Origin of the sequence: Cellulomonas sp. B6 (assembly GCF_001462455.1) — a bacterium.
Taxonomy (GTDB): Bacteria; Actinomycetota; Actinomycetes; order Actinomycetales; family Cellulomonadaceae; genus Cellulomonas.
The window spans coordinates 1-22,276 of sequence record NZ_LNTD01000066.1; the positions used below are offsets into that span (position 1 = coordinate 1).

Here is a 22,276-nt window from a genome sequence, read left to right on the forward strand (position 1 = left end):
CCGCGTCCCGCCGCACCCACGCCGCCGGTGGCGATGGGCGAGCCGACGTCGGACGGGGCCGTCGCGGCGACGCGGTACTTCCTGGACGTGTACGACTACGCCTTCGCGACGGGTGACACCGCGGCGTTGGAGGGGCTGTCCTCCGACGCGTGCATCTACTGCAACGACGTCATCGCGGAGGTGAGGCAGGCGGTCGCGGACGGCCTGCTCACCGAGCGCGATCCCTCCGAGGTGCTGAGCGAGTCCGTCGTCGAGGTGCGCCCAGCGGAGTGGTTCAACGTCGACCTGCGCCTGCGCGAGGGCGAGATCCGGCTGCTCGGGGATGACGGGTCGGTGCTCGAGACCAACGAGGGCGGCCTCGTGTTCGACATGTCGGCGACGCTGTCATGGGGTGGCCGGGCATGGGTCGTCGACGAGATCGGGCTGGCCGAGGCCTCCGAATGAAGGCATTCACGATGGTGGCGGCGATCGTGCTCGGTGTGACAGTGGCGACGACGGCAGTTCCGTCTCTGTCCACGCCGGGGCGCCGTGGGACCCAGTTCGCAGGCGCTGCTCAGGACCGCAACATCGATCTGCGCGCGGAGCGCTCGCAGCGTCAGCTCATCGACGAGGCGCGATCGGCGCAGGCACCCTCTGAGCGCCGATACCGCTCCGTCCAAACATTCGGCTGCACCCTGTTCTGGGAGGGATCCCGCATCGTGCCGGACGTCGACGGACTGTGCGACGACGGCACCCCGCTCGTCTATGCCTCGACGTGCGAGGGATGGGAGCCGCCCTGGTGGCGGACCGTCCTCGAACCGGGCGCCGCGGCGTGGAGCCCGTGGGAGCGCCTCGACCTGGGGTCCTGCCCGGCGGACCGGCTGCCGGCCATGACGGCGGAGGACTTCCGACGCCTGGCGCTGCCCGCCCCCGTGCTGCGCACGCAGCCGGCCGGTGACTGGGTGCTCGTGAACATCGAGACGGTCGTCATGACCGACGCGACGCCCGTCGTCCTCACGACCGACCTGCTGGGCGTCCCGGTCGAGGTCGAGGCGCGGCCGACGCTGTTCACGTACGACTTCGGCGACGGCTCCGAGCCGCTCGTCACCCGGGACGCGGGCCGCCCGTGGCCCGACGTCACGACGTACCACGTGTACGAGCGCCCGGGCACGGCGGCGATCACGCTCACGACGACGTGGTCGGGGCGGTACCGCGCGATCGGGGCGAGCGAGTGGTCCGACGTCGCCGGGACGGCCACGACCACGACGACCGGCGCGCCGTTCCGGGTCGAGGAGCGCACGTCGCGCCTGGTGAGCGGCCTGTGCACGGACCGTCCCGCACCCCCGGACTGCTGACGGAGCGCGGCCCGCGACGCCGAGGTCGCTCTTTCGGGTGAAGCGCGGGGCGTGTCGCCCGTCCGGACGGCATGCTGGACGCTGGGCGATTCGTCCGGATCGGCCGACCGACGACGGAGCGGAGGCAGCGTGCTCGACCCCTCGTGGCCGCCGCCGGCCACCGGACCGCAGCAGCCGCGCGACGCGCACGCCGCGATGTGGCGCAACGACACGCGGGCCCGGGGCGCCGACGCGCCGCTCCCGCCGGACGTGACGTGGTGGCCCGACCTGACCGGCGAGGCGGCGTCGCGTCGCCGGGGCGACGCCCGCGCGGTCGAGCGCGGCGAGCGTGGCGAGCACGACGGACCGTGGCACGCGGGCCGCCCGGCGGGCGACCGCGAGCCCTCCCGCGTCCGACGCTCGTTCCCCGGTGCGCGCTGGGTGCCCGCCGAGGCGTGGATCCCGCAGCCGTCACCGGCGCCCGAGCAGCGCTGGACCCCCGAGCAGGACTGGCTCAGCGCCTTCAGCGACCGGGCCGCGGCGGACCTCGTGCCCGCCGCGCCCCCGCGCCGTGCGGCTCTGCGGCGGTGGGCCCCCGTGCTCGCGGTCGCGGTGCCGCTCGCGATGGTGCTCGCGGCCGTCGTCGCGCTGCTGGCCTGACGGGCGCGCGGTCGGGCCGCGTCACCGACCGGGGACGCCCCCGCAACGCGGCCTGCCGCCGCGACGACCGCCGGGCTACCGTGGCCGCATGAACGACCCGGCCCCGTCCGCGACCCCCGACACCGAGCTGCGCACCGAGGGCGAGCGTCGCGTCGTGGAGGCGCTCGACGCCGCGGGGGTGGCGTACGTCCGCACGCGGCACGGGCGCGTCGGCTCGCTCGCGGAGGCCGCCGCGGCACGGGGCATCGCGCCCGCGGACCTCGTCAAGACGATCGTCGTGCGGCGCGGCGACGACGACTACCTGCTCGTGCTGCTGCCGGGCGACCGCACGATCTCGTGGCCGCTGCTGCGCGGCCTGCTGGGCGTCAAGCGCCTGTCGATGCCCGACGCGGCCGTCGCGAGGGACGTCACGGGCTTCGAGCGCGGCACGATCACGCCGTTCGGCACGACGCGCACGTGGCCGGTGGTCGTGGACGCACGGGCCGCGGGGCGGCGCGTGTCGATCGGCGGCGGCGGTCACGGCGTGGGCATCGAGCTGGCGGTCGACGACCTCGTGGCCGCGTTGGGCGCGACGGTCGCGGAGGTCAGCGAGGCCGAGTGAGCGGACGCCCCCGACGACCCGTGTGGTCAAGTCCTGGTCAAGGACCGATCCAGCAGGAGTAGGGTGCGGGAACGCGTGCGGCGAGCCGTGCGTTGTGGCGAGGGATGGAAGGTCCCTGTCGTCGTTCGGCGCGCGGGTGTCGGAGGTCGCAGGTAGCGTCGATCCGCCCGTCGCACCCCGGTACGACGACGTACCGACCCGAGGCACGAGGAGCACGAACGCCACATGACGGAGCTGACGAGCGTCGTCGAGCCCTTGCCGTCGACCGTGGAGCAGGTGATGACCCCGGAGCACGCGATCCGCGTCGAGCACCGTGAGGACCGGGCCGTGGTCTGCCTGGTCGGCGAGATCGACGCGTCGCTGCGCGAGTCCGCGTCGGCGTCGATGGGGATGGCCCTGATGAGCGGCCTGCCGCTGCTGGTCGACGCGACGGAGGCGACGTTCGTCGACTCCTCGGGCGTCGCGTTCGTGCTGCAGCTGCACCTCGCCGCGAGCGAGGCGCAGATCCCGCTGACGCTGCGTGACCCGAACCGCGTGCTGCGCGACGTGCTCGACATGGTCGGGCTGGGCGCCGCGATCCCCGACGAGGCCTGAGCCCGGACCACGTCGTCGAGCGCCCCGCGCGGCGGCCTGCGCGGTCGTGTCGGTGGCCTCGGCTACGTTCGCGGCATGCGGTTGCTGCACACGTCGGACTGGCACCTGGGCCGGACCCTGCACGGGGTCGACCTGCTGGACCACCAGTCCGCGTACCTCGACCACCTGGTCGACGTCGTGCGCAGCGAGTCCGTCGACGCGGTGGTCGTCGCGGGGGACGTGTACGACCGGGCGATCCCGCCCGTCGAGGCCGTGACGCTCCTGTCGGACACGCTCGCGCGGCTCGCGGAGCACACGACCGTCGTCGTGACGTCCGGCAACCACGACTCCGCGACGCGTCTGGGGTTCGGCGCCGCGCTCATGCGTGACCGCGTGCGCGTGCGCACGCGTGTCGCGTCGCTCGCCGAGCCGGTCCAGGTCGGTGACGCCCTGGTCTACGGCCTGCCGTACCTCGACCCCGACGTGTGCCGCGCCGAGCTCGCACCCGTCGCCGACGACGGCACGCGTGCGCTGCTGGCGCGCTCGCACGAGGCCGTGACCACCGCCGCGATGGCGCGCGTGCGTGCGGACGCGGCCTCCCGCGCCGTCGGCGGTGCGCGGCCGAAGGTCGTCGTGGCCGCGCACGCGTTCGTCGTCGGCGGGCTCGCGAGCGAGTCCGAGCGCGACATCCGGGTCGGGGGCGTCGACCACGTCCCGGCCGAGGTGTTCGCGGGCGCCGACTACGTCGCGCTGGGCCACCTGCACGGCCCCCAGGTGGTCACCGGGCCCGCGGGGACGACGTTGCGCTACTCGGGGTCGCCGCTCGCGTACTCGTTCTCCGAGCAGCATCAGACCAAGTCGACCGTCCTGGTCGACCTGGCGGGCGACGTGCCCACCACCACGCTCGTGCCGGCGCCCGTGCCGCGCCGCCTCACGGACCTCACCGGCACGCTCGAGGACCTGCTGGGCGCCGCCGGCGAGCCGCACGTCGAGGACTGGGTGCGCGTCACCGTGACCGACGTGGCTCGCCCGGCCGAGCTGTTCCGCCGCGTGCGGCAGCGGTTCGCGCACGCGCTGGTCGTGCAGCACCGGCCCGACCGGCCGGACGACGCGCACGAGCGGCTCGCGCTGGTCACGGCCGCTGCGGACCCGGTCCAGGTCGCCGCCGACTTCGTCGCGCACGTGACGGGTGCCGCGCCCACCGACGCCGAGCGCCGCGTGCTGCGCGACGCCCACGAGCACGTCCTCGCCGCCGAGCGGAGCGCCTGATGCACCTGCGCTCGCTGACCGTCCAGGCGATCGGCCCGTTCGCGGGCCGGCACACCGTCGACGTCGACGCGCTCGCCGCGTCGGGGCTGTTCCTGCTGGAGGGCCCCACGGGGTCGGGCAAGTCCACGCTCATCGACGCGGTCGTGTTCGCGCTCTACGGCAAGGTCGCGGGCTCCGACGCCTCCGACGAGCGGTTGCGCTCCGCCTACGCCGCCGACGACGTCGAGAGCGTCGTCGACCTCGTGTTCGAGGTGCCGTCGGGCGTCTACCGCGTGCGTCGCACACCCGCGTACCAGCGCGCCAAGCGCCGCGGCACGGGCACCACGACCGCGCAGGCGAGCGTCAAGGCGTGGCGCCTGCCGGCCGACGCCGACGTCGCGGGCGCGCCCGACGCGCTCGAGGGCGTGGGCGAGCTGCTGGGCACGCGGCTCGACGAGGTCGGCGCCGAGCTGCAGCGGGTCGTCGGGCTGGACCGCACGCAGTTCGTGCAGACCGTGGTGCTGCCGCAGGGCGAGTTCGCGCGGTTCCTGCGCGCGACCGGCGAGGAGCGGCGCGTGCTGCTCCAGAAGATCTTCGGCACACAGGTGTACGAGCAGATGCAGCAGCGGCTCGCGGCCCAGCGCGCCGAGGCCGCCCGCACCGTCGACGCCGCGCGCACGGGTCTGGGCCACGCGGTCGAGCACCTGCTCGGTGCGTGCGGCCTGGCCGACGACGAGCAGGAGACCGCCCGTGCCGCGCTCGACGAGGCCGTCGTCGGGTCGCCCGTGACGCAGCACGTCGAGGTCGCGCTCACCGCGACGGTCGGCGGGCTGGGTGCGAGCGCGGTCGACGTCGCCGCGCGCGCCGACGCCGCACGCGCCGCGTGGGAGGCCGCCCGTGCGGCGCACGAGGAGGGGCGTCGGCTCGCCGCGCTCGTGGCCCGCCGCGACGCGCTGCACGCCGAGCGCACCGCGCTCGCGGACGCCGCCGAGCAGCACGCCGAGGACGTGCGCCGCCTCGGCCTGGCCCGTGCCGCCGCCGCCGTGCGTCCGCTGCTGACCGGGTGGCAGGACGCGTGCACCGCGCACGCGGGCGCCGCGAAGTCCCTCGTCGCGACCGCGGACGCCGCACCGGCCGTCCTGCTGCGCGCGGGAGACGCGGCGGCCGACGTGACGGACGTGCTGGTCACCCTGGCCGACGTGGTCGAGGGTGCCGCGGCCGCGGGCGCCGCCAGGTCGGCGGCCGGCGCGGACCCGGACGGTGGCGCAGGGCCCGACGTCGAGCACGTGCTCACGGCCTGGCGCGCCCACCTGCGGACCGAGCGCACCACCGCGTCGGACGCCGCCGCCGCGCTGCGGCGCACGGTCGCGGTCGAGGCGGGACTCGTCGCGCAGCGGCGCACCGTGCGCGACCTCACGAGCGTGCTGGAGGACCTGCGGGCCGAGGTCGTCGCGGCGACCACGTGGCTCGACGCCCGCCCGGCCGCCCGTGCCGAGATCGAGCAGCGGCGGGACGTCGCCCGCAGCACGGCCGCCGGGGCCGAGGCCGCCACGGCCGCGCTCCTGGCCGCGCGCCAGCTCGCGACCGACGTCGAGGGGCTCGTCGCCGCGCGCGCCGCGCTCGCCGACGCCGAGACCGTGGCCCGCACCGCGGCGGACGCCGCGCTCGCCGCGATGCAGACCGAGACCGCGCTGCGCACCGCGCGCGTCGCCGGCCTCGCGGGCGAGCTCGCCGGAACGCTGGTGCCGGGCGAGGAGTGCCCCGTCTGCGGGTCCGTCGAGCACCCCGCACCCGCGTCCGTCGGCGCCGACCACGTGACGGCCGACCAGGTGGCCGCCGCCGAGACGGCCCGCGTCGCGGCCGAGGCCCGCGTCGCGGAGGCCGGTGCGCTGCGGGCCGGGCTCCGCGAGCGGGTCGACGGGCTCGCCGCACGCACCGGCGACCACGACCCCGCGTCGGTCGCCGCGCTCGTGCGGGACGCCGAGCAGCGCGTCGCCGAGGCCGCATCGGCGGCCGAGCGGGCGACCGCGCTCGACGCCGCGCTGCAGGAGCACGACGCCGCGACGCGCCGCCGCGAGGCGGTCCGCGACGACGTGCGGACCCAGCTCGGCACGGCCGAGCTCACGCTCGAGACGCAGCGCGACGCGCTCGCGCGCGACGAGGCCGAGGTCGCGCAGGCGCGCGGCGACCACCCGACCGTCGCGGCCCGGCACGCCGCGCTCGAGGCCCTCGCGGCGCACGCCGACGACCTGCTCGACGCGCTCGACGCCGAGCGCGCCGCCGCCGCCGACGCGCACCGCCGCCGCGGGCAGGCCGACGACGCCGTCACGGAGCACGGGTTCGCCGACCATGCCGCCGTGCACGACGCGTGGTGCACGCCGGGCGTCCTGGCCGACCTCGAGCACCGCGTCCTCACGCACGCGGCCGCGGCGGCACGTGTCGCAGCCGCGCTCGCCGAGCCCGACCTCGTCGCCCTGCCCGAGGCGGTCGACGTCGACCTCGCCGCGACCGAGCGCGTCGAGCGCACGGCCCGTGCCGCGCTTGACGACCTCGACGGGAGCGCCCGCGTCGCCGCCGCGCGCGCCACGGCCGCCGCGGACGCCGCCGCGCGCGTGCGCACCGCCGCCACCGCGCTCGACACCGCCGTGGCGGCTGCCGCCCCCGTCACGCGCATGGCCAACCTCGCCGCGGGCACCGGCAGCGACAACGCGCACGCCCTGTCGCTCGCGACCTACGTGCTGGGCCGGCGGTTCGAGGACGTCGTGGCCGCCGCCAACGACCGGCTCGCCGTGATGTCCGACGGCCGCTACGAGCTCGTGCGCTCCGACGAGAAGGAGGACGTGCGCACCCGCACGACCGGGCTCTCGATGCGCGTCGTCGACCACCGCACCGAACGCGCGCGCGACCCGCGCACGCTGTCCGGCGGCGAGACGTTCTACGTGTCGCTGTGCCTCGCGCTGGGCATGGCCGACGTCGTCACCGCGGAGGCCGGCGGCGTCGAGCTCGGCACGCTGTTCGTCGACGAGGGGTTCGGCGCGCTCGACCCGCACGTGCTCGACCAGGTGCTGGCCGAGCTCGGGCGGCTGCGCAGCGGCGGGCGCGTCGTCGGCGTCGTGTCCCACGTCGAGGCGCTCAAGCAGGCCGTCGCCGACCGCATCGAGATCCGCCCCACCCCCGAGGGGCCCAGCACGCTGCGCGTCCTCGCCGGCTGAGGGCCGTCGCGTCGCGGCGGCAGGCCGTGCCCCGTCGCGGCGGACTCTGCCGCACCACGTCGGGCCGCACCAGGTCGGGCCGCACCAGGTCGGGCCGCACCACGTCAGGCCGCACCGTGTCCCACCGCACCGCCTCCGGCCGCATCGCGTCCCGCCGTACCGCGTCCCGCCGTACCGCCTCCGGCCCCGCTCACCACGTCCAGCCCCGTGCGGTCAGCTCGACCTCCTCGCGGAACCGCTCCTGCGCGTCGCCCCGCGCGGCGGGCAGGACCTCGACCCCCGCGAGGTCGCACGCCTCCGCCAGCAGCGCGTCGTACGCGAGCCGCGACGCGATGATCCGCTCGGCCCGCGCGTACGCGTGGACGTCGACCTCGAGCCGGCGCACGTGGTCGGCCACCGCCCCCAGCCGTTGCTGCACGCGCAGCGTCCGGAACGGGTCCTGCGGCGGCGCCGCGGGCGGCCGCAGCCGCACCGCGACGGCCTCCAGACGCGCCGCGAGCCACGTCCGCCAGCGCGGCGGCTCGTCCGGCGACGGGTACAGCGACCACGCCGCGAGCAGCAGCGCGCTCGGTGCCGCCGAGATCAGCAGGAACAGAACCCAGGTCATCGCGCGTCCTTGGTCGAAGCCCTGCCAGAAGCCTAGGCACCCGCTGTGACGTGCGCCACAGGATTGCGCTGTCCAGACCGTCGGACGTCCGTCGGGCACCGATCCGGCCGGGCCGCTCCCCGCCGGGGCGCCTACGGTGTGGGCCGGGAGCGCCGCGCCGCACGGCCCGGCCCGGACGAGGACGGGGAGCCGATGGGAGCCAAGGGAGTCGTCGCGGGCGTCGTCGCGCTCGGACTCGTGGGCGTGGGCGCGTACGTCGGCGACGGCCTCGCGCGCAGCGCGGCGGAGGACCGCGCGGCGCAGGTCGTCACGCAGGAGCTGCGGGTCGACGGGACGCCCGACGTGCGCATCGACGGCTTCCCGTTCCTGACCCAGCTGCTCGGCCGCTCGCTCGACGACGTCGGCGCCACCGCGCAGGGCGTCACGTTCGAGGGCGTGCGCGCGACGGACGTCGTCCTCGACGCCACCGACGTGTCGCTCGACGCGCCCTACCGCGTCGGGCGCGCCCGGCTCGAGGCCACGCTGCCGCCCGAGTCGATCAAGCGTGCGGTGGCCGACCGCGCGGGCGTCGTCGTCGAGGTCACGGTGGACGGTGACGTGCTGCGCGCGTCGGGCGACGTGCTCGGTGCGCCGCTGACGGCGGGCCTCGTGCCGCGCGTCGAGGACGGGCGGCTCCTGGTGGACCTGCGCGACGTGACCCTCGGCGTCGGTGCGTTGCAGGTCGACCGGCTGCCCGACGCGATCTCCGACCGGCTGAGCGGGTTCGAGATCCCCCTCGGCGGATTGCCCGAGGGTGTGCGGCTGGAGGGCGTCGACGTCGTGCACGACGGCGTCCGGGTCGTGCTCGGCGGCACCGACGTCGTGCTGGAGCAGACCCGATGACGCGCGCACCGCTGGCGGCCGCGCCCGACGTCACGGGCGTCGTCGACCTGTGGCACCGCGTGACCACCGCGCAGCCGGCACCCGACCGGACCACCGTGCTCGTCGTGGGGGCGGTCGTCCTGGTCGCGCTGCTCGTGCCGGGCGTCTGGCACCTGCTGCGGCACGGTCTGACGATCGTCCACGAGGCCGCGCACGCGGGCGTCGCGGTCCTCGTGGGCCGTCGGCTGTCGGGGATCCGCGTGCACTCGGACACCTCGGGCCTGACGGTCTCGCGCGGCAAGCCCCGCGGGCCGGGCATGGTCGCGACCGTCGCGGCGGGCTACCCGGGCCCGGCGGTGCTGGGCGTCGCCGCCGCGTGGCTGCTGTCCCGCGGGTACGCGCTGGGCGTGCTGTGGCTGCTGCTGGTCGTCGTCGTGCTGGTGCTGCTGCAGATCCGCAACTGGTACGGGCTGTGGGCGGTGCTGGTCAGCGGAGCCGTGCTCGTCGGCGTCACGGGGTGGGCGCCCGCGGGCGTGCAGACCGTCGTCGCGGCGGGCCTGACGTGGTTCCTGCTGCTCGGTGCGCCACGCGCCGTCCTCGAGATGCAGGCCCAGCGCGGCCGCCTCGCACGGCGCGGTGGCCGGGACACGTCCGACGCGGGTCTGCTCGCGGGGCTGACCCACCTGCCGGCCGTCGTCTGGGTGGCGGTCCTGCTGCTCGTGTGCGTCGCCGCCCTCGCCGCCGGCGGGGCGTGGCTCCTCGCGGCCTGGCCGGCGTCCTGACCTGCGGCGTCACCCGTCGGTGGGACGTGGGTGCGCGTCGGTGTGCACGGGGCGACACCAGGCCGACGTCCTACGGGACGAGCGTCCAGGTCTGGGACAGTGATGCGGTGAGCACAACACCGGACGACGAGGCCCGCCCGGCGCGCAACGAGTCGCTCTCGCTGCGGCGTGCGCTCGCCCTCCTCGAGGTGTGCGCGCAGGACTCCGACCCGGCCGGTCTGACGGCCGCCGAGATCGGCCGCCGCCTCGACGTCCACAAGTCCACCGTGCTGCGTCTGGCGGCGCCGCTGCTCGAGGCCGAGCTGCTGCGCCGCGACGCGAGCACCAGCCGGTTCCGGCTCGGGCCGGGCGCGCTGCGCCTGGGGCACGCCTACCTCGCGAGCCTCGACGTCGAGACGGTCGCCGCCGGCCCGCTCGACGACCTGGCGCGCACGAGCGGCTGCACGTCGCTGCTCTCCGTGCCCGACGGGCTGCAGGTGCGGGTCGCGGGGCGGCGTGCCGCCCCCGGCGCGGCGGGCCGTGCCACGGGCCGTGTTCCCGCGAGCGTGCCGATGCACTGCTCGGCCAGCGGCAAGGCGATCCTGTCGTTCGCGGCGCCGTCGCTCGTCGACCGCGCGGTCGCGGCCGGCCTGCCCGCGGCGACACCGCGCTCGATCACCGACCCGGGCGAGCTGCGCGCCGAGCTGATGCGCACCCGCCGCCGTGGCTTCGCGGTCGACGACCGCGAGCTCGACCCGGACCTGCGTGCCGTCGCCGCGCCCGTGCTCGACCACACGGGCGACGTCGTCGGTGCGCTCGCGGTCGTGGCACCCGCCTCGCGCATGCCGGCCGCGGCCGTGCAGGAGCACGCGCGCGCGGTCGTCCACGCGGCCCGGACCGTCACGCGTCACCTGGGCGGCGTCGCGGGGCCCGGCGTCGACATCCACGCGCGCCGGGGCGCCTGACACCCGTCGGCGGTCGGCACGTGCGACGGTCCCGCACCTGACGGACGTGCGCCCGGACCGCCGGGGCGGCCCGGGCGCGATCGCCCGGCTGCCGTGGACCCGGCGGTCAGGCCGAGGTCGGCAGCGTGAGGATCTCGACCCCGTCCTCGGTGACGGCGACGGTGTGCTCGGTGTGCGCAGTGAGGCAGCCTGTCGCGCTGCGCAGCGTCCACCCGTCGGCGTCGGTGACGAGCTCGTCGGTGTCGGCCATGACCCACGGCTCGAGCGCGAGCAGCAGGCCGGGGCGCAGGGTGTAGCCGCGGCCGGGGCGCCCGGTGTTGGGCACGTGCGGGTCCTGGTGCATCGTCGAGCCGATGCCGTGACCGCCGAACTCGGTGTTGACGGGGAACCCGGCCCCGGTGAGCACGGTGCCGATCGCGTGGGACAGGTCGCCGATGCGCGCGCCGGGCCGGACCGCGGCGATCCCCGCCGCGAGCGCCGTCCGGGTCGCGTCGATGAGCGCGTCGGCCTGCGGCGACGGCCGCTCCCCGACGACGAAGCTGATCGCGGCGTCGGCGGCGATGCCGTCCTTCATCACCGCGAGGTCGAGGGTCAGCAGGTCGCCGTCGGCGAGCACGCGGTCGTGCGGCAGGCCGTGCAGCACGGCGTCGCCGACCGACGTGCAGACGTAGTGCCCGAACGGCCCGCGGCCGAACGACGGCGCATAGTCGACGTAGCAGGACTGCGCACCGGCGTCGCGGATCATCTGCGCGGTCCACGCGTCGATGTCGAGCAGGTTGGTGCCGGCCCGGGTCCGGCGTCGCAGCTCGGCCAGGATGTCGGCGACGAGCCGGCCGGTCACGCGGGCGCGGACCAGCTCGGACGGGGACAGGATCTCGATCATGCGGGGGTCCTTCGCGGGAGGAGCGTGGTGGGGCGGTCGCCGCGGTCGAGCGCGACGAGAGCGTCGTGCCGATAACAATACCGGCACGAAAGTACCGGTACTATCATCGGCCCATGGTCCGCCTGCCGCTCACGCCCGCCGAGGTCGAGCGCGGGAAGCGCCTCGGCGCTCTCCTGCGTCGTGCCCGCGGCGCCCGCACCATCCTCGAGACCGCGCTCGACGCGGGCCTCTCGCCCGAGACGTTGCGCAAGATCGAGTCCGGTCGTGTCGCGACGCCGTCCTTCCCGACGATCGCCGCGCTCGCCGCCGTGCTCGGCCTCTCGCTCGACGACCTGTGGGTGCAGATCAGCGAACCGGTCGACGTCGCCCCGCGCAGCACCCGGGAGCGCCTGGCGTCCTGAGCTCAGCTGGCGACCACGCACCGGCCCAGCTCACGGTCGAGCGCGTCGTGCTCGGCGCGCGTGACCCACAGCCCGTACGCCGCCTTCACCGTGGTCTGCCGCAGCGCGTACACGCACCGGTAGCCCGCGTTCGGCGGCAGCCACGTGGCCGCGTCGCCCGCGCCCTTGCGCTGGTTGGTCGGGCCGTCGACGGCCTGCAGGTTGGCGGGGTCGTTCGCGAACGCCCGGCGCTGCTCGGCGGTCCAGCCCTGCGCGCCCTTCTGCCACGCGTCCGACAGCGCCACGACGTGGTCGATCTGCACCTGCGACGACCGCTCGCCGCGCTCGAACGCGATCGTCGTGCCGGTGTACGGGTCGTCGAGCGTGCCCGTGAGCACGACGCACCCGCGCGTCCCGGGGTCGGTCGTCACGTCGGACAGGTCCCGCGCGAGCACGTCGTTGCGGGTGTCGCAGCCGTTGCGGTCGACGTCGGCCCACGCCTGGCCGAACTCCTCGCGCGCGTAGCCCGTGCGCGGGGCCCGGCCCTTCACGGCGAGCGAGTCGAGCGCCGCACGCCCGGCCGCGAGGTCCACCGCCGTGACCGGGTACCGGGCCGCCGCCCGGGCGTCGAGCCACACGGGCCCGCCCAGGCCCGCGGCGAGCGCGACGAGCAGCAGCACCGTCCACGGCCACGCGCGCCGGCGGCGCCGCCCACCAGGGCGCGGCGCAGGGCGGGCGGCGGCGCGGACGAGGGCGTCGAGCGAGGTCACGGGCGCACACCCTGCCCGACGGGTCCGACACCGCGCCCGTCGACGCGCGCGGTCGGGGACGTGGTGCGCGCCACGGGCACCTGGGGGCGGGCCGTGCACCGGTCCGGACGGGTCCGGCCCGCGACCGGCCGGCGCCCGTCGCCCGGCCGGGCGCGTCAGGCCTCGACGTCCTCCGGCAGCGCCTCGTGCCCCGGACGCCCGTGCGTGCGCTCACGTTCCTTCAGCCGCGCCTCGTAGACGTGCCGCCGGCCCGCGGTGAGCTCGTCGCGGACCAGTCGCTCGGCGTCGGCGAACGCGTGGTGGTACCCCGCGTCGAACTCCTCGACCACCTGGAACGTCCACCGGCCCGGCAGCACGTCCCGCCCCACGACGTCGGCGCGCACGCGGTCCGCGAGCTCGGCGTGCCCCGCCTCCGCGAGCCGGTCGAGGGCCTCCTGCAGCTCCATGTCCGCACGCCCGACCAGACGGTGGAACGCGTAGAGCATCCCGCGTGCGTGCTCGACCACCTCGAACGCGGCCGTCACCCCGCCGACCGCCTCGACGGTCGCGTCGTCGACGCCGTCGGGCGGCAGGTGCTGGTCGTCGGGCCCGTCGTCGCGCGTGCGCTCAGCCATGACCCCACCCTGCGGGCGGCGCGGGCCGCGCGCACGCCCGGCGCGCGACCCGGGCCGCGGGTGCGCCGCCCGACGCCGCACGCGGGTGCCGGGACGTACGTCCGGTGGACCGTGGGGCGCTCGCGCGTCATGCTCACCCGGTGATGCGCACGACACCCGAGGGGGAGCGATGACGGCACGGCAGGGCACGGGAGGGATCTCCGGCCCCCGCGGGATCCTGCGGCGCAGGTCCGTCGAGGACGCGCTCGCGGCCGTCGACGACCCGTCGCGGCAGCTGCGGCGCACGCTCACCGCGTGGGACCTCGCGGTCCTGGGCGTCGCGGTCGCGGTCGGCGCGGGCATCTTCTCGGTCGGGGCCACCGCCGCCGCCCGGCACGCCGGCCCGTCGGTGATCCTGTCGTTCGTCATCGCGTCCGTCGTGTGCGGGCTCGCGATCATGTGCTACGCCGAGTTCGCGTCCACCATGCCCGTGGCGGGGTCGGCGTACACGTACTCGTACACGACCATGGGCGAGTTCGTGGCGTGGATCATCGGCTGGGACCTGATCCTCGAGATGCTCCTGGCCTCGGCCGTCATCGCGAAGTTCTGGGGCGTCTACCTGTCCGACGCGTTCGGGCTGTTCGGCGTCGACGTGCCGACGGTCGTCAGCGTCGGGGGTGTCGACGTCGCGTGGGGACCCATGCTCATCGTCGGCGTCTTCACCGCGCTGCTGGCGGTCGGCACGCGTCTGTCGACGCGCGTGAACAGCGTGTTCACCATCATCAAGGTCGGCATCACGCTGTTCGTGATCGTCACCGGGTTCTTCTACGTCAAGGCCGAGAACTGGACGCCGTTCGTGCCGCCCGCCGAGCCGGCCCCCGCGGGCACGAGCGGCCTGCACCAGCCGCTCACCGGGTTCCTGCTGGGCTTCGAGCCCACGACGTACGGCGTCATGGGCATCCTGTCCGGCGCCGCGCTGGTGTTCTTCGCGTTCATCGGGTTCGACGTCGTCGCGACCACCGCGGAGGAGACCAAGGACCCGCAGCGGGCCGTGCCCAAGGGCATCCTCGGCGGGCTCGCGCTCGTCACCGTGCTGTACGTGCTGGTGACGGTCGTCGTCACCGGGATGGTGAGCTACCGCGACCTCGCGGCGTCCGACTCGCCGTCCCTCACCACCGCGTTCGTGCTGGTCGGGGCCGACTGGGCGGGCAAGGTGATCTCGGTCGGCATCCTCGTGGGCCTCACGAGCGTGCTCATGGTGCTGCTGCTGGGGCTCACGCGCGTCGTCTTCGCGATGAGCCGCGACGGTCTGCTGCCCCGGGCGGTGTCCCGCACGTCGCCGCGGTTCGGCACGCCGATGTGGCTGCAGATCGGCGCCGGGGTCGTCGTCGCGCTCATCGCCGGGCTCTCGGAGGTCGAGCTGCTCGAGGAGATGATCAACATCGGCACGCTGTCCGCGTTCGTCCTCGTCAGCTTCGGCGTCCCGCTGCTGCGCCGCTCGCGGCCCGACCTGCCGCGCGGCTTCCGCGTGCCGTGGTCGCCCGTGCTGCCGGTCGTCGCGGGCGTCGCGTGCCTGTGGCTCATGCTCAACCTCACGACGCTCACGTGGCTGCGGTTCCTCGTGTGGGTCGCGGTCGGTGCGGTGGTCTACGCGACGTTCTCCTACCGGAACTCGATGCTCGGACGCGGCCGTCCCGTCGCGCTGGCCGAGTCGGAGCTCGAAGGCGGCGCGCACGGCTGAGCCGCGGGCGTGCCCGTGACCTGCGGCTGTCCGTGCACGCGGTTCACCCGGACGCGCGTCCGGCTGGGTCCAGGGGCCCGGCCGGGACGGTGGCATCTGCGGCATACTGACGCGCAAGCCACCGAAGGGACCCCCTCACGTGACCGTCTTCCTCGTCGTCGGGGGCCTCGGCCTCGTCGTCCTGCTCGCGTCGCTCGTCTTCGGCGACGTGTTCGAGTCGATCGGCGTCGGTGAGGGCGGGTTCTCCGGCATCGCCGCCGGCGTGGGCTCCGTCGTCTTCGGCGCGAGCGGCGTCATCGTCCTCAACTCCCACCTCGCGACCGTGTGGGCGTACGTCATCGGCGTGGGCTTCGCGATCGTCGCCGGGGCCGTCGCGCAGCTGCTCATCAAGCGGCTGTCGGACACCGAGGACGCACCCCCGCCGCCCCTCGACGGCGCGTACGGCATGACGACCGCGACGACCGGCCCCGGCGGCGGCGAGGTCCGCCTCGAGGGCGTGCGCGACCTCGAGGCCCGCCTGGCGTGGTCGCACGAGGACATCCCCGCGGGCACCCGCGTCGTCGTCGTCGGCGTCTCCGGCTCGCGCGTGCAGGTCGTCCGCGCGAGCTGACGCGCGCCGGCCCCGTCCCACCCCGCTCCACCCCGCCGCCGCGTGCGGCGGCCGCACCACCCGAGCAGGACCGAGAGGAAGGAGCCCCGGCCCGGCCGGGACCCACCATGTTCGACTTCACGCAGGGCAGCGGCTCGACCGTGCTGGCCGTCGGCGCCCTCATCATCGCGTTCGTCGCGGTGATCGCCCTCATCACCAAGCGCATCCGCCGGGTGCCCCCGAACGAGGCCCTCATCATCGTCGGGCGCGGCGCCGGCCGGAACGCGGCGGCCGACGCGGGCCAGCGCGTGGTCGTCGGCGGGCGCGTGTTCGTGTGGCCCGTGCTGCAGCAGGGCTTCCCGATCTCGCTCGAGCAGCGGCAGATCGGCATCACCGTCGAGGGCGTCGACAAGAACCGCATCAAGCTCGCCATCAAGGCGTCCATCAACTTCAAGGTCCGGGGCGACGAGGAGGGTGTGCGGCGTGCCGCGCAGCGCTTCCTGTCGCAGCAGGCCACGCTGACCGACGTCATCAAGGAGTCCCTCGAAGGCTCGCTGCGCTCGATCATCGGCGACATGACGATCGAGCAGATCATCAGCGACCGGAAGTCGCTGCAGGACGCGGTGGTCAACTCGACCAAGACCGACCTGGCCGAGCAGGGTCTGCAGGTCGACCTGCTCAACATCTCCGACATCTCGACGCCCGGCTCCGACTACCTCGCGAACCTCGGCCGCGCCGAGGCCGCGCGCGCCCGCCAGGTCGCCGAGGTCAAGGAGGCCGAGGCGCAGCAGGTCTCCGAGTTCGCGAAGATCCAGGCGATGGAGTCCATCGCCGAGCGCCAGCGCGACCTCGCGCTCAAGCAGGCCGGCATCAAGGCCGAGACCGACAAGGCGAACGCCCAGGCGAACGCCGCCGGTCAGCTGGCCCGCGCCGAGCAGGACAAGCTGGTGGCGCTCCAGGAGCGCGAGGCCCTCGCCGAGAAGGCGAAGGTCACCGAGGAGCAGCTCGACATCGACGTCCGCAAGCCGGCCGAGGCGTCCGCGTACGCCGCGGTCCAGCAGGCCAACGCCGAGCGTGACGCCGCCAACGCGGCCGCCGAGGCCGACGCGTACCGCCGCATGAAGGTCGCCGAGGCCAACAAGATCGCGACCGTGCAGGACGCCGAGGCCGCGGCCGAGGCGACCATCCGCGCCGGCAACGCCGAGCGCGACCGTCAGCTCGCCGAGGCCAAGGCGCTCGAGGCGCTGGGTCTGGCCCGTGCCGCGGCCGCCAAGGCCGAGGGTCTTGCGCAGGCCGAGGCCACGCACGCGCAGGCCGAGGCGCTGCGCGAGCAGGGCGAGGCCGTCCTCGCGCAGCAGGTCATCGCGCTGCTGCCCGAGATCGTGCGGGCCGCGGCCGAGCCGATCAGCGGCATCGACCAGCTCACGGTCGTCTCGACCGACGGTGCGTCGGCCGTGACGAAGACGGTCGGGCAGGTGCTGGGCGAGGGCCAGGAGGTCATCAAGTCCCTCACGGGGCTCGACCTCAGCACGCTCGTCGCGAGCATCGCCGGCAACGCGGTCACCGGGTCGTCGACGGGCACGAACCACACCGCCTGACGCACGGCACGCACGGCACGAGGCCCCGGCCCGGAGCGATCCGGGCCGGGGCCTCGTCGTCCGGCCACCCGTCGGCCCCGGGTCCCCGGGTCGGTGCTGGATCGCTCTCTCACGCCGAGAGTGCGATCCAGCACCCTCCGGCGGCGAGAGTGCGATCCGGCACCGGCTCGCGCCGAGAGTGCGATCCGGCACCGGCTCGCGCCGAGAGTGCGATCCGGCACCGGCTCGCGCCGAGAGTGCGATCCAGCACCTGTCGGCGCGTGGACCTGCTCGTCAGGCGCAGGCCGGCCCGTCAGGGAGCGGGCGTGAGCACGACGACCGGGATCTGCCGGTCGGTGCGCGTCGTGTAGGTGTCGTAGTCGGGCCACACGGCGGTCGCGCGCGCCCACCAGGCGTCGCGCTCGGCGCCCGTGACCTCGCGGGCCACGTAGTCGCGCCGCACGGGCCCGTCCTGCAGCTCGACCAGCGGGTGCGCGAGCAGGTTGCCGTACCAGACGGGGTGCGTCGGCGCGCCGCCCATCGACGCGACGACCGCGTACTCGCCGTCGTGCTCGACGCGCATGAGCGGCGTCTTGCGGATCTTGCCGCTCTTCGCGCCGAGGGTCCACAGCACGACGACGGGCCGGTCGTTGAGCGTGGTGCCGCGCGTGCCGCCCGAGCTCTCGATCAGCTCGACCTGCTCGCGGGCGAACTCCGACGTGCTGGGGGCGTACTCACCGACGAGGGGCATGCCGTGCACAACTCGAGCCCGGCACCCCTCATTCCCCGCCCCGGCCCCCGGCCCCTGTCGCCGAGTGCGCCAGGACGCCGCCGAGTGCGCCGCTCGTCGCGGGCGCACTCGGGCGCGTCGTGGTGCGCTCGGCGGTGAGGGTCAGGTGGTGAGGGTCAGGCGCTGGGTGTCGTGGCGGGGGCGGCACCGGCCGTGCGCCGGCGGGCGAGCCGGGTCGTCACGACGCCGCGGCGCGGGCCGAACAGGTGGACCAGCGCGAACACGACGCCCTGCGCGAGGACGATCGTCGGCCCGGACGCGGTGTCGGCGTAGTAGCTCGCGTACAGCCCGACGACGCCGCACGAGGCGGCCATGACGGGCGCGATCACGAGCATGCGCGCGAACCGGTCGGTCAGCAGGTACGCGGTCGCGCCGGGGATGACGAGCAGCGCGACGACGAGCACGACGCCGACGGCCTGCAGCGCGACGACGGCGGTGAGCGCGAGCAGCCCCAGCAGCAGGGCGCCGATGCGCCGCGGGTGCAGGCCGATCGCGTGCGCGTGGGTGGGGTCGAACGCGTAGAGCGTGAGGTCGCGGCGCTTGAGCAGCAGCAGCGCGAGCACGACGACGCCGAGCGCGGCGACCTGCGCGAGGTCGGCGCGCGAGACGCCGAGCAGGTTGCCGAAGACGATGTGGTTGAGGTCGGTCTGGCTCGGCGTCACCGAGACCAGCACGAGTCCGAGCGCGAACAGCGACGTGAAGACGATGCCGATCGCGGCGTCCTCCTTGACGCGGCTGGTGTCGCGCACGAACCCGATGAGCACGACCGCGAGGACGCCGAACACCACGGCCCCGGCCGCGAACGGCGCGCCGACGACGTACGCGAGCACGACGCCCGGCAGCACCGCGTGCGACACGGCGTCGCCCATGAGCGACCAGCCCACGAGCACGAGCCAGCACGACAGCACCGCGCACACCACGGATGCGACGAGCACGGTGACCAGCGCGCGGACCATGAAGTCGTACGTCAGCGGCTGGGTCAGCAGGTCGATCACGGTCACCGCGCACCTCCGAGCGGGTCGAGCCCGAACGCGCGGGCGAGGTTCTCGGGGCGCAGCACGTCCTGCGGGGTCCCGTGCACGAGGACGTGCCGGTGCAGCAGCACGGCCTCGTCGGCGAGCGCGGGCAGCGCCGCGAGGTCGTGGGTCGAGACCAGGACCGCGGCGCCGTCGGCGGCGAGCTCGCGCAGCAGGCGCGTGATCATGGCCTCGGACGCCTTGTCGACGCCCGCGAACGGCTCGTCGAGCAGCAGCACGGTCGCTCCCTGGGCGATGCCGCGCGCGACGAACGCGCGCTTGCGCTGCCCGCCCGACAGCCGACCGATCTGCCGGTCGGCGAGGTCGGCGAGGCCCACGCGCGCGAGCGCGTCGTCGACGGCAGCGTGGTCCGCGCGGCGGGGGCGCCGCGTGAACCCGAGGTGCCCGTACCGGCCGGTCATGACGACGTCGCGCACCGCGAGGGGGAACGACCAGTCGACGTCCTCGCTCTGCGGGACGTACCCGACGGCGCCGCGGCGGCGGGCGGTCGCGGGGTCGCCGCCGTCGACGCGGACGGTCCCGGAGTCGGGCCGGGCGACCCCCATGACGGACTTGAAGAGCGTCGACTTGCCCGACCCGTTGACGCCGACGAGGCCGCAGACCCGCCCGTGCGCGAGCGTGAGGTCGACGCCGTCGAGCGCGGTGACGTCGCCGTAGCGCACGTGCAGGCCGCGGACGTCCAGGGCGGGCGTCGTCGTACCCGCGGCGCCGGCGGGCGTCGCTTCGGCGCGCCCGGTCACGACGCACCCCCCGTCAGGCCGTCGACGACGGTGCGCACGTCGTGCCGCAGCAGGTCGAGGTAGGTCGGCACGGGGCCGTCGGGCTCGGACAGCGAGTCGACGTAGAGCGTGCCGCCGAACGTCGCGTCGCTCGCGTCGACGACCTGCCGCATCGCGGTGTCCGAGACCGTGGACTCGCAGAACACGGCGGGCACGTCGCGCTCGCGGACCACGTCGATGACGGCGGCGACCTGGCGGGGCGTGGACTGCCGCTCGGCGTTGACGGCCCACAGGTAGTGCTCGTCGAGGCCGGCGTCGTGCGCGAGGTAGGTGAACGCGCCCTCGCAGGTCACGAGCACGCGCTGCCGCTCGGGAAGGGTCGCGACGGCGGCGGTGAGCTCGTCGTGCACGCGCTGCAGCTCGGCGGAGTACGCCGCGGCGTTCGCGCGGTAGTCGGCGGCGTGCGCGGGGTCGAGGGCGGCGAACGCGTCGGCGATGTTCGCGACGTACACCTGCGTGCGCAGCGGGCTCATCCACGCGTGCGGGTTGGGGCGTCCCGCGTAGGCGTCCTCGGTGACGTCGAGGACGTCGACGCCGTCGGAGACGACGACGTGCGGCACGTCGACGCCGTCGAGGAACTGCGCGAACCAGGCCTCGAGCCCGAGCCCGTTGTCGAGCACGAGGTCGGCGTCGCGCGCGCGGGCGACGTCGCCGGGGGTGGGGTCGTAGCCGTGGATCTCGGCGCCGACGCGCGTGATCGACTCGACGCGCAGGTGGTCGCCGGCGACGTTCCGCGCGATGTCGGCGAGCACCGTGAACGTCGTGAGGACGACGGGTCGGTCGTCGTCCGGGTCGTCGGCGGGGGTGGTGCCGGCAGCGCCCGGCGAGCACGCCGCGAGCAGCCCGACGACGAGCGCGAGGGCGGCGAGGGCGCGGGTCCGGGGCATGCCGGTGAGGCTAGTTTCGGGCGACCGAACTTGCAATCGGCGGAGGGCGAAACGTTGCTGACCACGCCTAGGGTGGGGCGCGTGAGCACGCACGAGTACGCCATGACCGGGTTCCGGGTGCGCGAGCACCGCGTCGAGGTCCCCGTCGACCACGCCGACCCGCACCGGTTCGGCGCGCTCGAGGTGTTCGCGCGCGAGGTCGTCGACCCCACGCGGGACGCCGAGGACCTGCCGCTGCTGCTGTTCCTGCAGGGCGGCCCCGGCGGCATGGCCCCGCGCCCCACGCCCGGCGGCTGGCTCGCGACCGCGCTGCGCACGCACCGCGTCGTGCTGCTGGACCAGCGCGGCACGGGACGCTCGACCCGCGTCGACGCCGCCGACGTCGCCGCGTTCGACGACCCGCGCACCGCCGCCGACTACCTCGCGTGCTTCCGCGCCGACGCGATCGTCCAGGATGCCGAGCACCTGCGCCGCACGGTCTACGGCGGCCGCCGCTGGACGACCCTCGGCCAGTCGTACGGCGGCTTCTGCACGCTCACCTACCTCTCGCGGCACCCCGAGGCGCTCGACGCGTGCTGGGTGACGGGCGGCCTGCCGCCCGCCGGCGCGACCGCGGAGGACGTCTACGCCGCGACCTACCCGCGGCAGCGCGCGCGCAACGCCGCGCTGGCCCGCGCGTTCCCCGACGACGTCGCCCTGCTGGCACGGCTCGCGGACCGCGTCGCCGCCGGGGACGTCCGGCTCCCCACCGGCGACGTCCTGAGCGTCGAGCGCCTGCAGACCCTCGGCATGCCGCTCGGCATGAGCACGGGCGTCGACGACCTGCACTGGCTGCTCGACACCGCGCTCGACCGCCGCGGCGAGCCCGCGCCCGGGTTCCTCGCGCAGGTCGCCGCCCGCACGGGCTTCGACACCAACCCGCTGTACCTCGTGCTGCAGGAGGTCATCTACCACCAGGGCGAGCGCGCGCCGGGCTGGGCCGCGGCCGCCGAGCACGCGCGGCACGCGGACTTCGCGGCCGGTGCGCGGCCGGTGCAGCTCACGGGCGAGGCCGTCTACCCGTGGATGTTCGAGCAGGTCGCGGCGCTGCGGCCGTTCCGCGCGGCGGCCGAGGAGCTCGCGGCGCGCACGTCGTGGCCGGACCTCTACGACACCGACCGGCTCGCGGCCAACGAGGTCCCGGTCGCGGCGGTCCAGTACTACGACGACCCGTACGTCGACCTCGACCTGGCCCTCGCGACCGCGTCCGGGCTCGGGAGCAGCCAGGTGTGGGTCACCAACGAGCACCTGCACGACGGCCTGCGGGTCGCGGGCGACGTGATCCTGCCGCGGCTGGCCGACCTCACGGCCGGGCGGTGGGCGGTCACGGCACGCTGACGCCCGGCGCCGACCGGGTGCAGGCCCGGCGCATCCGGGTGACGGCGCCGCCGCGCACCCGACGGGTCGGGA

At 75.6% G+C, this 22,276-nt stretch carries 23 protein-coding genes; 15 read left to right on the forward strand and 8 right to left on the reverse strand.

Going from position 1 to position 22,276, the window contains the following annotated elements; all coding sequences use genetic code 11:
* From ATM99_RS05295 to ATM99_RS05325, 7 genes are all read left to right on the forward strand, one after another.
* Positions 1 to 444: DUF6318 family protein (locus ATM99_RS05295; protein WP_223304812.1), on the forward strand; the 444-nt coding region annotated here is incomplete at its 5' end.
* 254 nt (positions 445 to 698) lie between these two features.
* Positions 699 to 1,334 (forward strand): hypothetical protein, encoded by a 636-nt coding sequence (locus tag ATM99_RS05300; protein ID WP_062101885.1) that lies wholly within the window; start codon positions 699 to 701, stop codon positions 1,332 to 1,334.
* A 129-nt stretch (positions 1,335 to 1,463) separates the two neighbouring features.
* Entirely contained in the window at positions 1,464 to 1,973 is a 510-nt protein-coding gene (locus ATM99_RS05305; RefSeq protein WP_062101886.1) for a hypothetical protein, read from the forward strand.
* 88 nt (positions 1,974 to 2,061) lie between these two features.
* Positions 2,062 to 2,574 (forward strand): aminoacyl-tRNA deacylase, encoded by a 513-nt coding sequence (locus ATM99_RS05310; protein WP_062101887.1) that lies wholly within the window; start codon positions 2,062 to 2,064, stop codon positions 2,572 to 2,574.
* Positions 2,575 to 2,799: 225 nt separating this feature from the next.
* Positions 2,800 to 3,168 carry an STAS domain-containing protein gene (locus tag ATM99_RS05315; RefSeq protein ID WP_082659305.1) on the forward strand — a complete coding sequence of 123 codons (369 nt, stop codon included), beginning with the start codon at positions 2,800 to 2,802 and terminating at the stop codon, positions 3,166 to 3,168.
* A 75-nt stretch (positions 3,169 to 3,243) separates the two neighbouring features.
* Entirely contained in the window at positions 3,244 to 4,416 is a 1,173-nt protein-coding gene (locus tag ATM99_RS05320; protein WP_062101888.1) for an exonuclease SbcCD subunit D, read from the forward strand.
* Positions 4,416 to 7,607, forward strand: coding sequence for an AAA family ATPase (locus tag ATM99_RS05325; protein WP_062101889.1), 3,192 nt, complete (start codon positions 4,416 to 4,418; stop codon positions 7,605 to 7,607). The genes ATM99_RS05320 and ATM99_RS05325 overlap by 1 nt, the downstream gene beginning before the upstream one ends.
* 190 nt (positions 7,608 to 7,797) lie before the next feature.
* On the opposite strand, the gene ATM99_RS05330 is transcribed toward ATM99_RS05325, so the two are convergent.
* Positions 7,798 to 8,214 (reverse strand): hypothetical protein, encoded by a 417-nt coding sequence (locus ATM99_RS05330; RefSeq protein WP_062101890.1) that lies wholly within the window; start codon positions 8,212 to 8,214, stop codon positions 7,798 to 7,800.
* A gap of 192 nt (positions 8,215 to 8,406) precedes the next feature.
* Between ATM99_RS05330 and ATM99_RS05335 the strand changes: the two genes are divergently transcribed.
* The 3 genes from ATM99_RS05335 to ATM99_RS05345 all read left to right on the forward strand — a co-directional run bounded on the left by ATM99_RS05335 (position 8,407) and on the right by ATM99_RS05345 (position 10,801).
* A complete protein-coding gene (locus ATM99_RS05335) occupies positions 8,407 to 9,096 on the forward strand; it encodes a DUF2993 domain-containing protein (protein ID WP_062101891.1) in 690 nt (229 codons plus the stop codon).
* Entirely contained in the window at positions 9,093 to 9,857 is a 765-nt protein-coding gene (locus tag ATM99_RS05340) for a M50 family metallopeptidase (RefSeq protein ID WP_062101892.1), read from the forward strand. The genes ATM99_RS05335 and ATM99_RS05340 overlap by 4 nt, the downstream gene beginning before the upstream one ends.
* A gap of 107 nt (positions 9,858 to 9,964) precedes the next feature.
* Positions 9,965 to 10,801: an IclR family transcriptional regulator gene (locus tag ATM99_RS05345; protein ID WP_062101893.1), complete on the forward strand. Its 837-nt coding sequence runs from the start codon at positions 9,965 to 9,967 to the stop codon at positions 10,799 to 10,801.
* 106 nt (positions 10,802 to 10,907) lie between these two features.
* Here the strand turns inward: ATM99_RS05345 and map are convergent, their stop codons facing one another.
* Positions 10,908 to 11,684 carry a type I methionyl aminopeptidase gene (gene map / locus ATM99_RS05350; RefSeq protein ID WP_062101894.1) on the reverse strand — a complete coding sequence of 259 codons (777 nt, stop codon included), beginning with the start codon at positions 11,682 to 11,684 and terminating at the stop codon, positions 10,908 to 10,910.
* Between the two features lie 113 nt (positions 11,685 to 11,797).
* On the opposite strand from map, the gene ATM99_RS05355 reads away from it, so the two are divergent.
* Positions 11,798 to 12,085, forward strand: coding sequence for a helix-turn-helix domain-containing protein (locus tag ATM99_RS05355; protein ID WP_062101895.1), 288 nt, complete (start codon positions 11,798 to 11,800; stop codon positions 12,083 to 12,085).
* 2 nt (positions 12,086 to 12,087) lie between these two features.
* Here ATM99_RS05355 and ATM99_RS05360 read toward each other — a convergent pair whose 3' ends face one another.
* Complete coding sequence (locus ATM99_RS05360; RefSeq protein WP_062101896.1) at positions 12,088 to 12,834, reverse strand: HNH endonuclease family protein; 747 nt, start codon at positions 12,832 to 12,834, stop codon at positions 12,088 to 12,090.
* 155 nt (positions 12,835 to 12,989) lie between these two features.
* Positions 12,990 to 13,448, reverse strand: coding sequence for a hypothetical protein (locus ATM99_RS05365; RefSeq protein ID WP_062101930.1), 459 nt, complete (start codon positions 13,446 to 13,448; stop codon positions 12,990 to 12,992).
* A 169-nt stretch (positions 13,449 to 13,617) separates the two neighbouring features.
* Between ATM99_RS05365 and ATM99_RS05370 the strand changes: the two genes are divergently transcribed.
* The 3 genes from ATM99_RS05370 (at position 13,618) to ATM99_RS05380 (ending at position 17,355) form a co-directional block, all read left to right on the forward strand.
* Complete coding sequence (locus ATM99_RS05370) at positions 13,618 to 15,168, forward strand: amino acid permease (protein WP_062101897.1); 1,551 nt, start codon at positions 13,618 to 13,620, stop codon at positions 15,166 to 15,168.
* Between the two features lie 139 nt (positions 15,169 to 15,307).
* Entirely contained in the window at positions 15,308 to 15,778 is a 471-nt protein-coding gene (locus ATM99_RS05375) for an NfeD family protein (RefSeq protein WP_046529770.1), read from the forward strand.
* 107 nt (positions 15,779 to 15,885) lie between these two features.
* A complete protein-coding gene (locus ATM99_RS05380; RefSeq protein WP_062101898.1) occupies positions 15,886 to 17,355 on the forward strand; it encodes a flotillin family protein in 1,470 nt (489 codons plus the stop codon).
* Between the two features lie 292 nt (positions 17,356 to 17,647).
* Here ATM99_RS05380 and ATM99_RS05385 read toward each other — a convergent pair whose 3' ends face one another.
* The 4 genes from ATM99_RS05385 to ATM99_RS05400 all read right to left on the reverse strand — a co-directional run bounded on the left by ATM99_RS05385 (position 17,648) and on the right by ATM99_RS05400 (position 20,827).
* Positions 17,648 to 18,085, reverse strand: a complete 438-nt coding sequence (locus ATM99_RS05385; protein WP_062101931.1) for a nitroreductase family deazaflavin-dependent oxidoreductase — start codon at positions 18,083 to 18,085, stop codon at positions 17,648 to 17,650.
* A gap of 155 nt (positions 18,086 to 18,240) precedes the next feature.
* On the reverse strand, positions 18,241 to 19,080 hold the full coding sequence (locus tag ATM99_RS05390) for a metal ABC transporter permease (protein WP_150118158.1): 840 nt from the start codon (positions 19,078 to 19,080) through the stop codon (positions 18,241 to 18,243).
* A gap of 41 nt (positions 19,081 to 19,121) precedes the next feature.
* Positions 19,122 to 19,901: a metal ABC transporter ATP-binding protein gene (locus ATM99_RS05395; RefSeq protein ID WP_062101900.1), complete on the reverse strand. Its 780-nt coding sequence runs from the start codon at positions 19,899 to 19,901 to the stop codon at positions 19,122 to 19,124.
* Entirely contained in the window at positions 19,898 to 20,827 is a 930-nt protein-coding gene (locus ATM99_RS05400; protein WP_062101901.1) for a metal ABC transporter substrate-binding protein, read from the reverse strand. The genes ATM99_RS05395 and ATM99_RS05400 overlap by 4 nt, the downstream gene beginning before the upstream one ends.
* Before the next feature lie 102 nt (positions 20,828 to 20,929).
* On the opposite strand from ATM99_RS05400, the gene ATM99_RS05405 reads away from it, so the two are divergent.
* Positions 20,930 to 22,204 carry an alpha/beta fold hydrolase gene (locus ATM99_RS05405; protein ID WP_062101932.1) on the forward strand — a complete coding sequence of 425 codons (1,275 nt, stop codon included), beginning with the start codon at positions 20,930 to 20,932 and terminating at the stop codon, positions 22,202 to 22,204.
* Positions 22,205 to 22,276 lie beyond the last annotated feature (72 nt).

Coding starts and splice junctions, on each gene's coding strand:
- ATM99_RS05365 (WP_062101930.1), bottom strand. CDS start 13,448: ATGGCTGAGCGCACGCGCGACGACGGGCCCGACGACCAGCACCTGCCG.
- ATM99_RS05310 (WP_062101887.1), top strand. CDS start 2,062: ATGAACGACCCGGCCCCGTCCGCGACCCCCGACACCGAGCTGCGCACC.
- ATM99_RS05320 (WP_062101888.1), top strand. CDS start 3,244: ATGCGGTTGCTGCACACGTCGGACTGGCACCTGGGCCGGACCCTGCAC.
- ATM99_RS05400 (WP_062101901.1), bottom strand. CDS start 20,827: ATGCCCCGGACCCGCGCCCTCGCCGCCCTCGCGCTCGTCGTCGGGCTG.
- ATM99_RS05325 (WP_062101889.1), top strand. CDS start 4,416: ATGCACCTGCGCTCGCTGACCGTCCAGGCGATCGGCCCGTTCGCGGGC.
- ATM99_RS05335 (WP_062101891.1), top strand. CDS start 8,407: ATGGGAGCCAAGGGAGTCGTCGCGGGCGTCGTCGCGCTCGGACTCGTG.
- ATM99_RS05330 (WP_062101890.1), bottom strand. CDS start 8,214: ATGACCTGGGTTCTGTTCCTGCTGATCTCGGCGGCACCGAGCGCGCTG.
- ATM99_RS05405 (WP_062101932.1), top strand. CDS start 20,930: ATGACCGGGTTCCGGGTGCGCGAGCACCGCGTCGAGGTCCCCGTCGAC.
- map (WP_062101894.1), bottom strand. CDS start 11,684: ATGATCGAGATCCTGTCCCCGTCCGAGCTGGTCCGCGCCCGCGTGACC.
- ATM99_RS05355 (WP_062101895.1), top strand. CDS start 11,798: ATGGTCCGCCTGCCGCTCACGCCCGCCGAGGTCGAGCGCGGGAAGCGC.
- ATM99_RS05370 (WP_062101897.1), top strand. CDS start 13,618: ATGACGGCACGGCAGGGCACGGGAGGGATCTCCGGCCCCCGCGGGATC.
- ATM99_RS05340 (WP_062101892.1), top strand. CDS start 9,093: ATGACGCGCGCACCGCTGGCGGCCGCGCCCGACGTCACGGGCGTCGTC.
- ATM99_RS05385 (WP_062101931.1), bottom strand. CDS start 18,085: ATGCCCCTCGTCGGTGAGTACGCCCCCAGCACGTCGGAGTTCGCCCGC.
- ATM99_RS05390 (WP_150118158.1), bottom strand. CDS start 19,080: ATGGTCCGCGCGCTGGTCACCGTGCTCGTCGCATCCGTGGTGTGCGCG.
- ATM99_RS05380 (WP_062101898.1), top strand. CDS start 15,886: ATGTTCGACTTCACGCAGGGCAGCGGCTCGACCGTGCTGGCCGTCGGC.
- ATM99_RS05315 (WP_082659305.1), top strand. CDS start 2,800: ATGACGGAGCTGACGAGCGTCGTCGAGCCCTTGCCGTCGACCGTGGAG.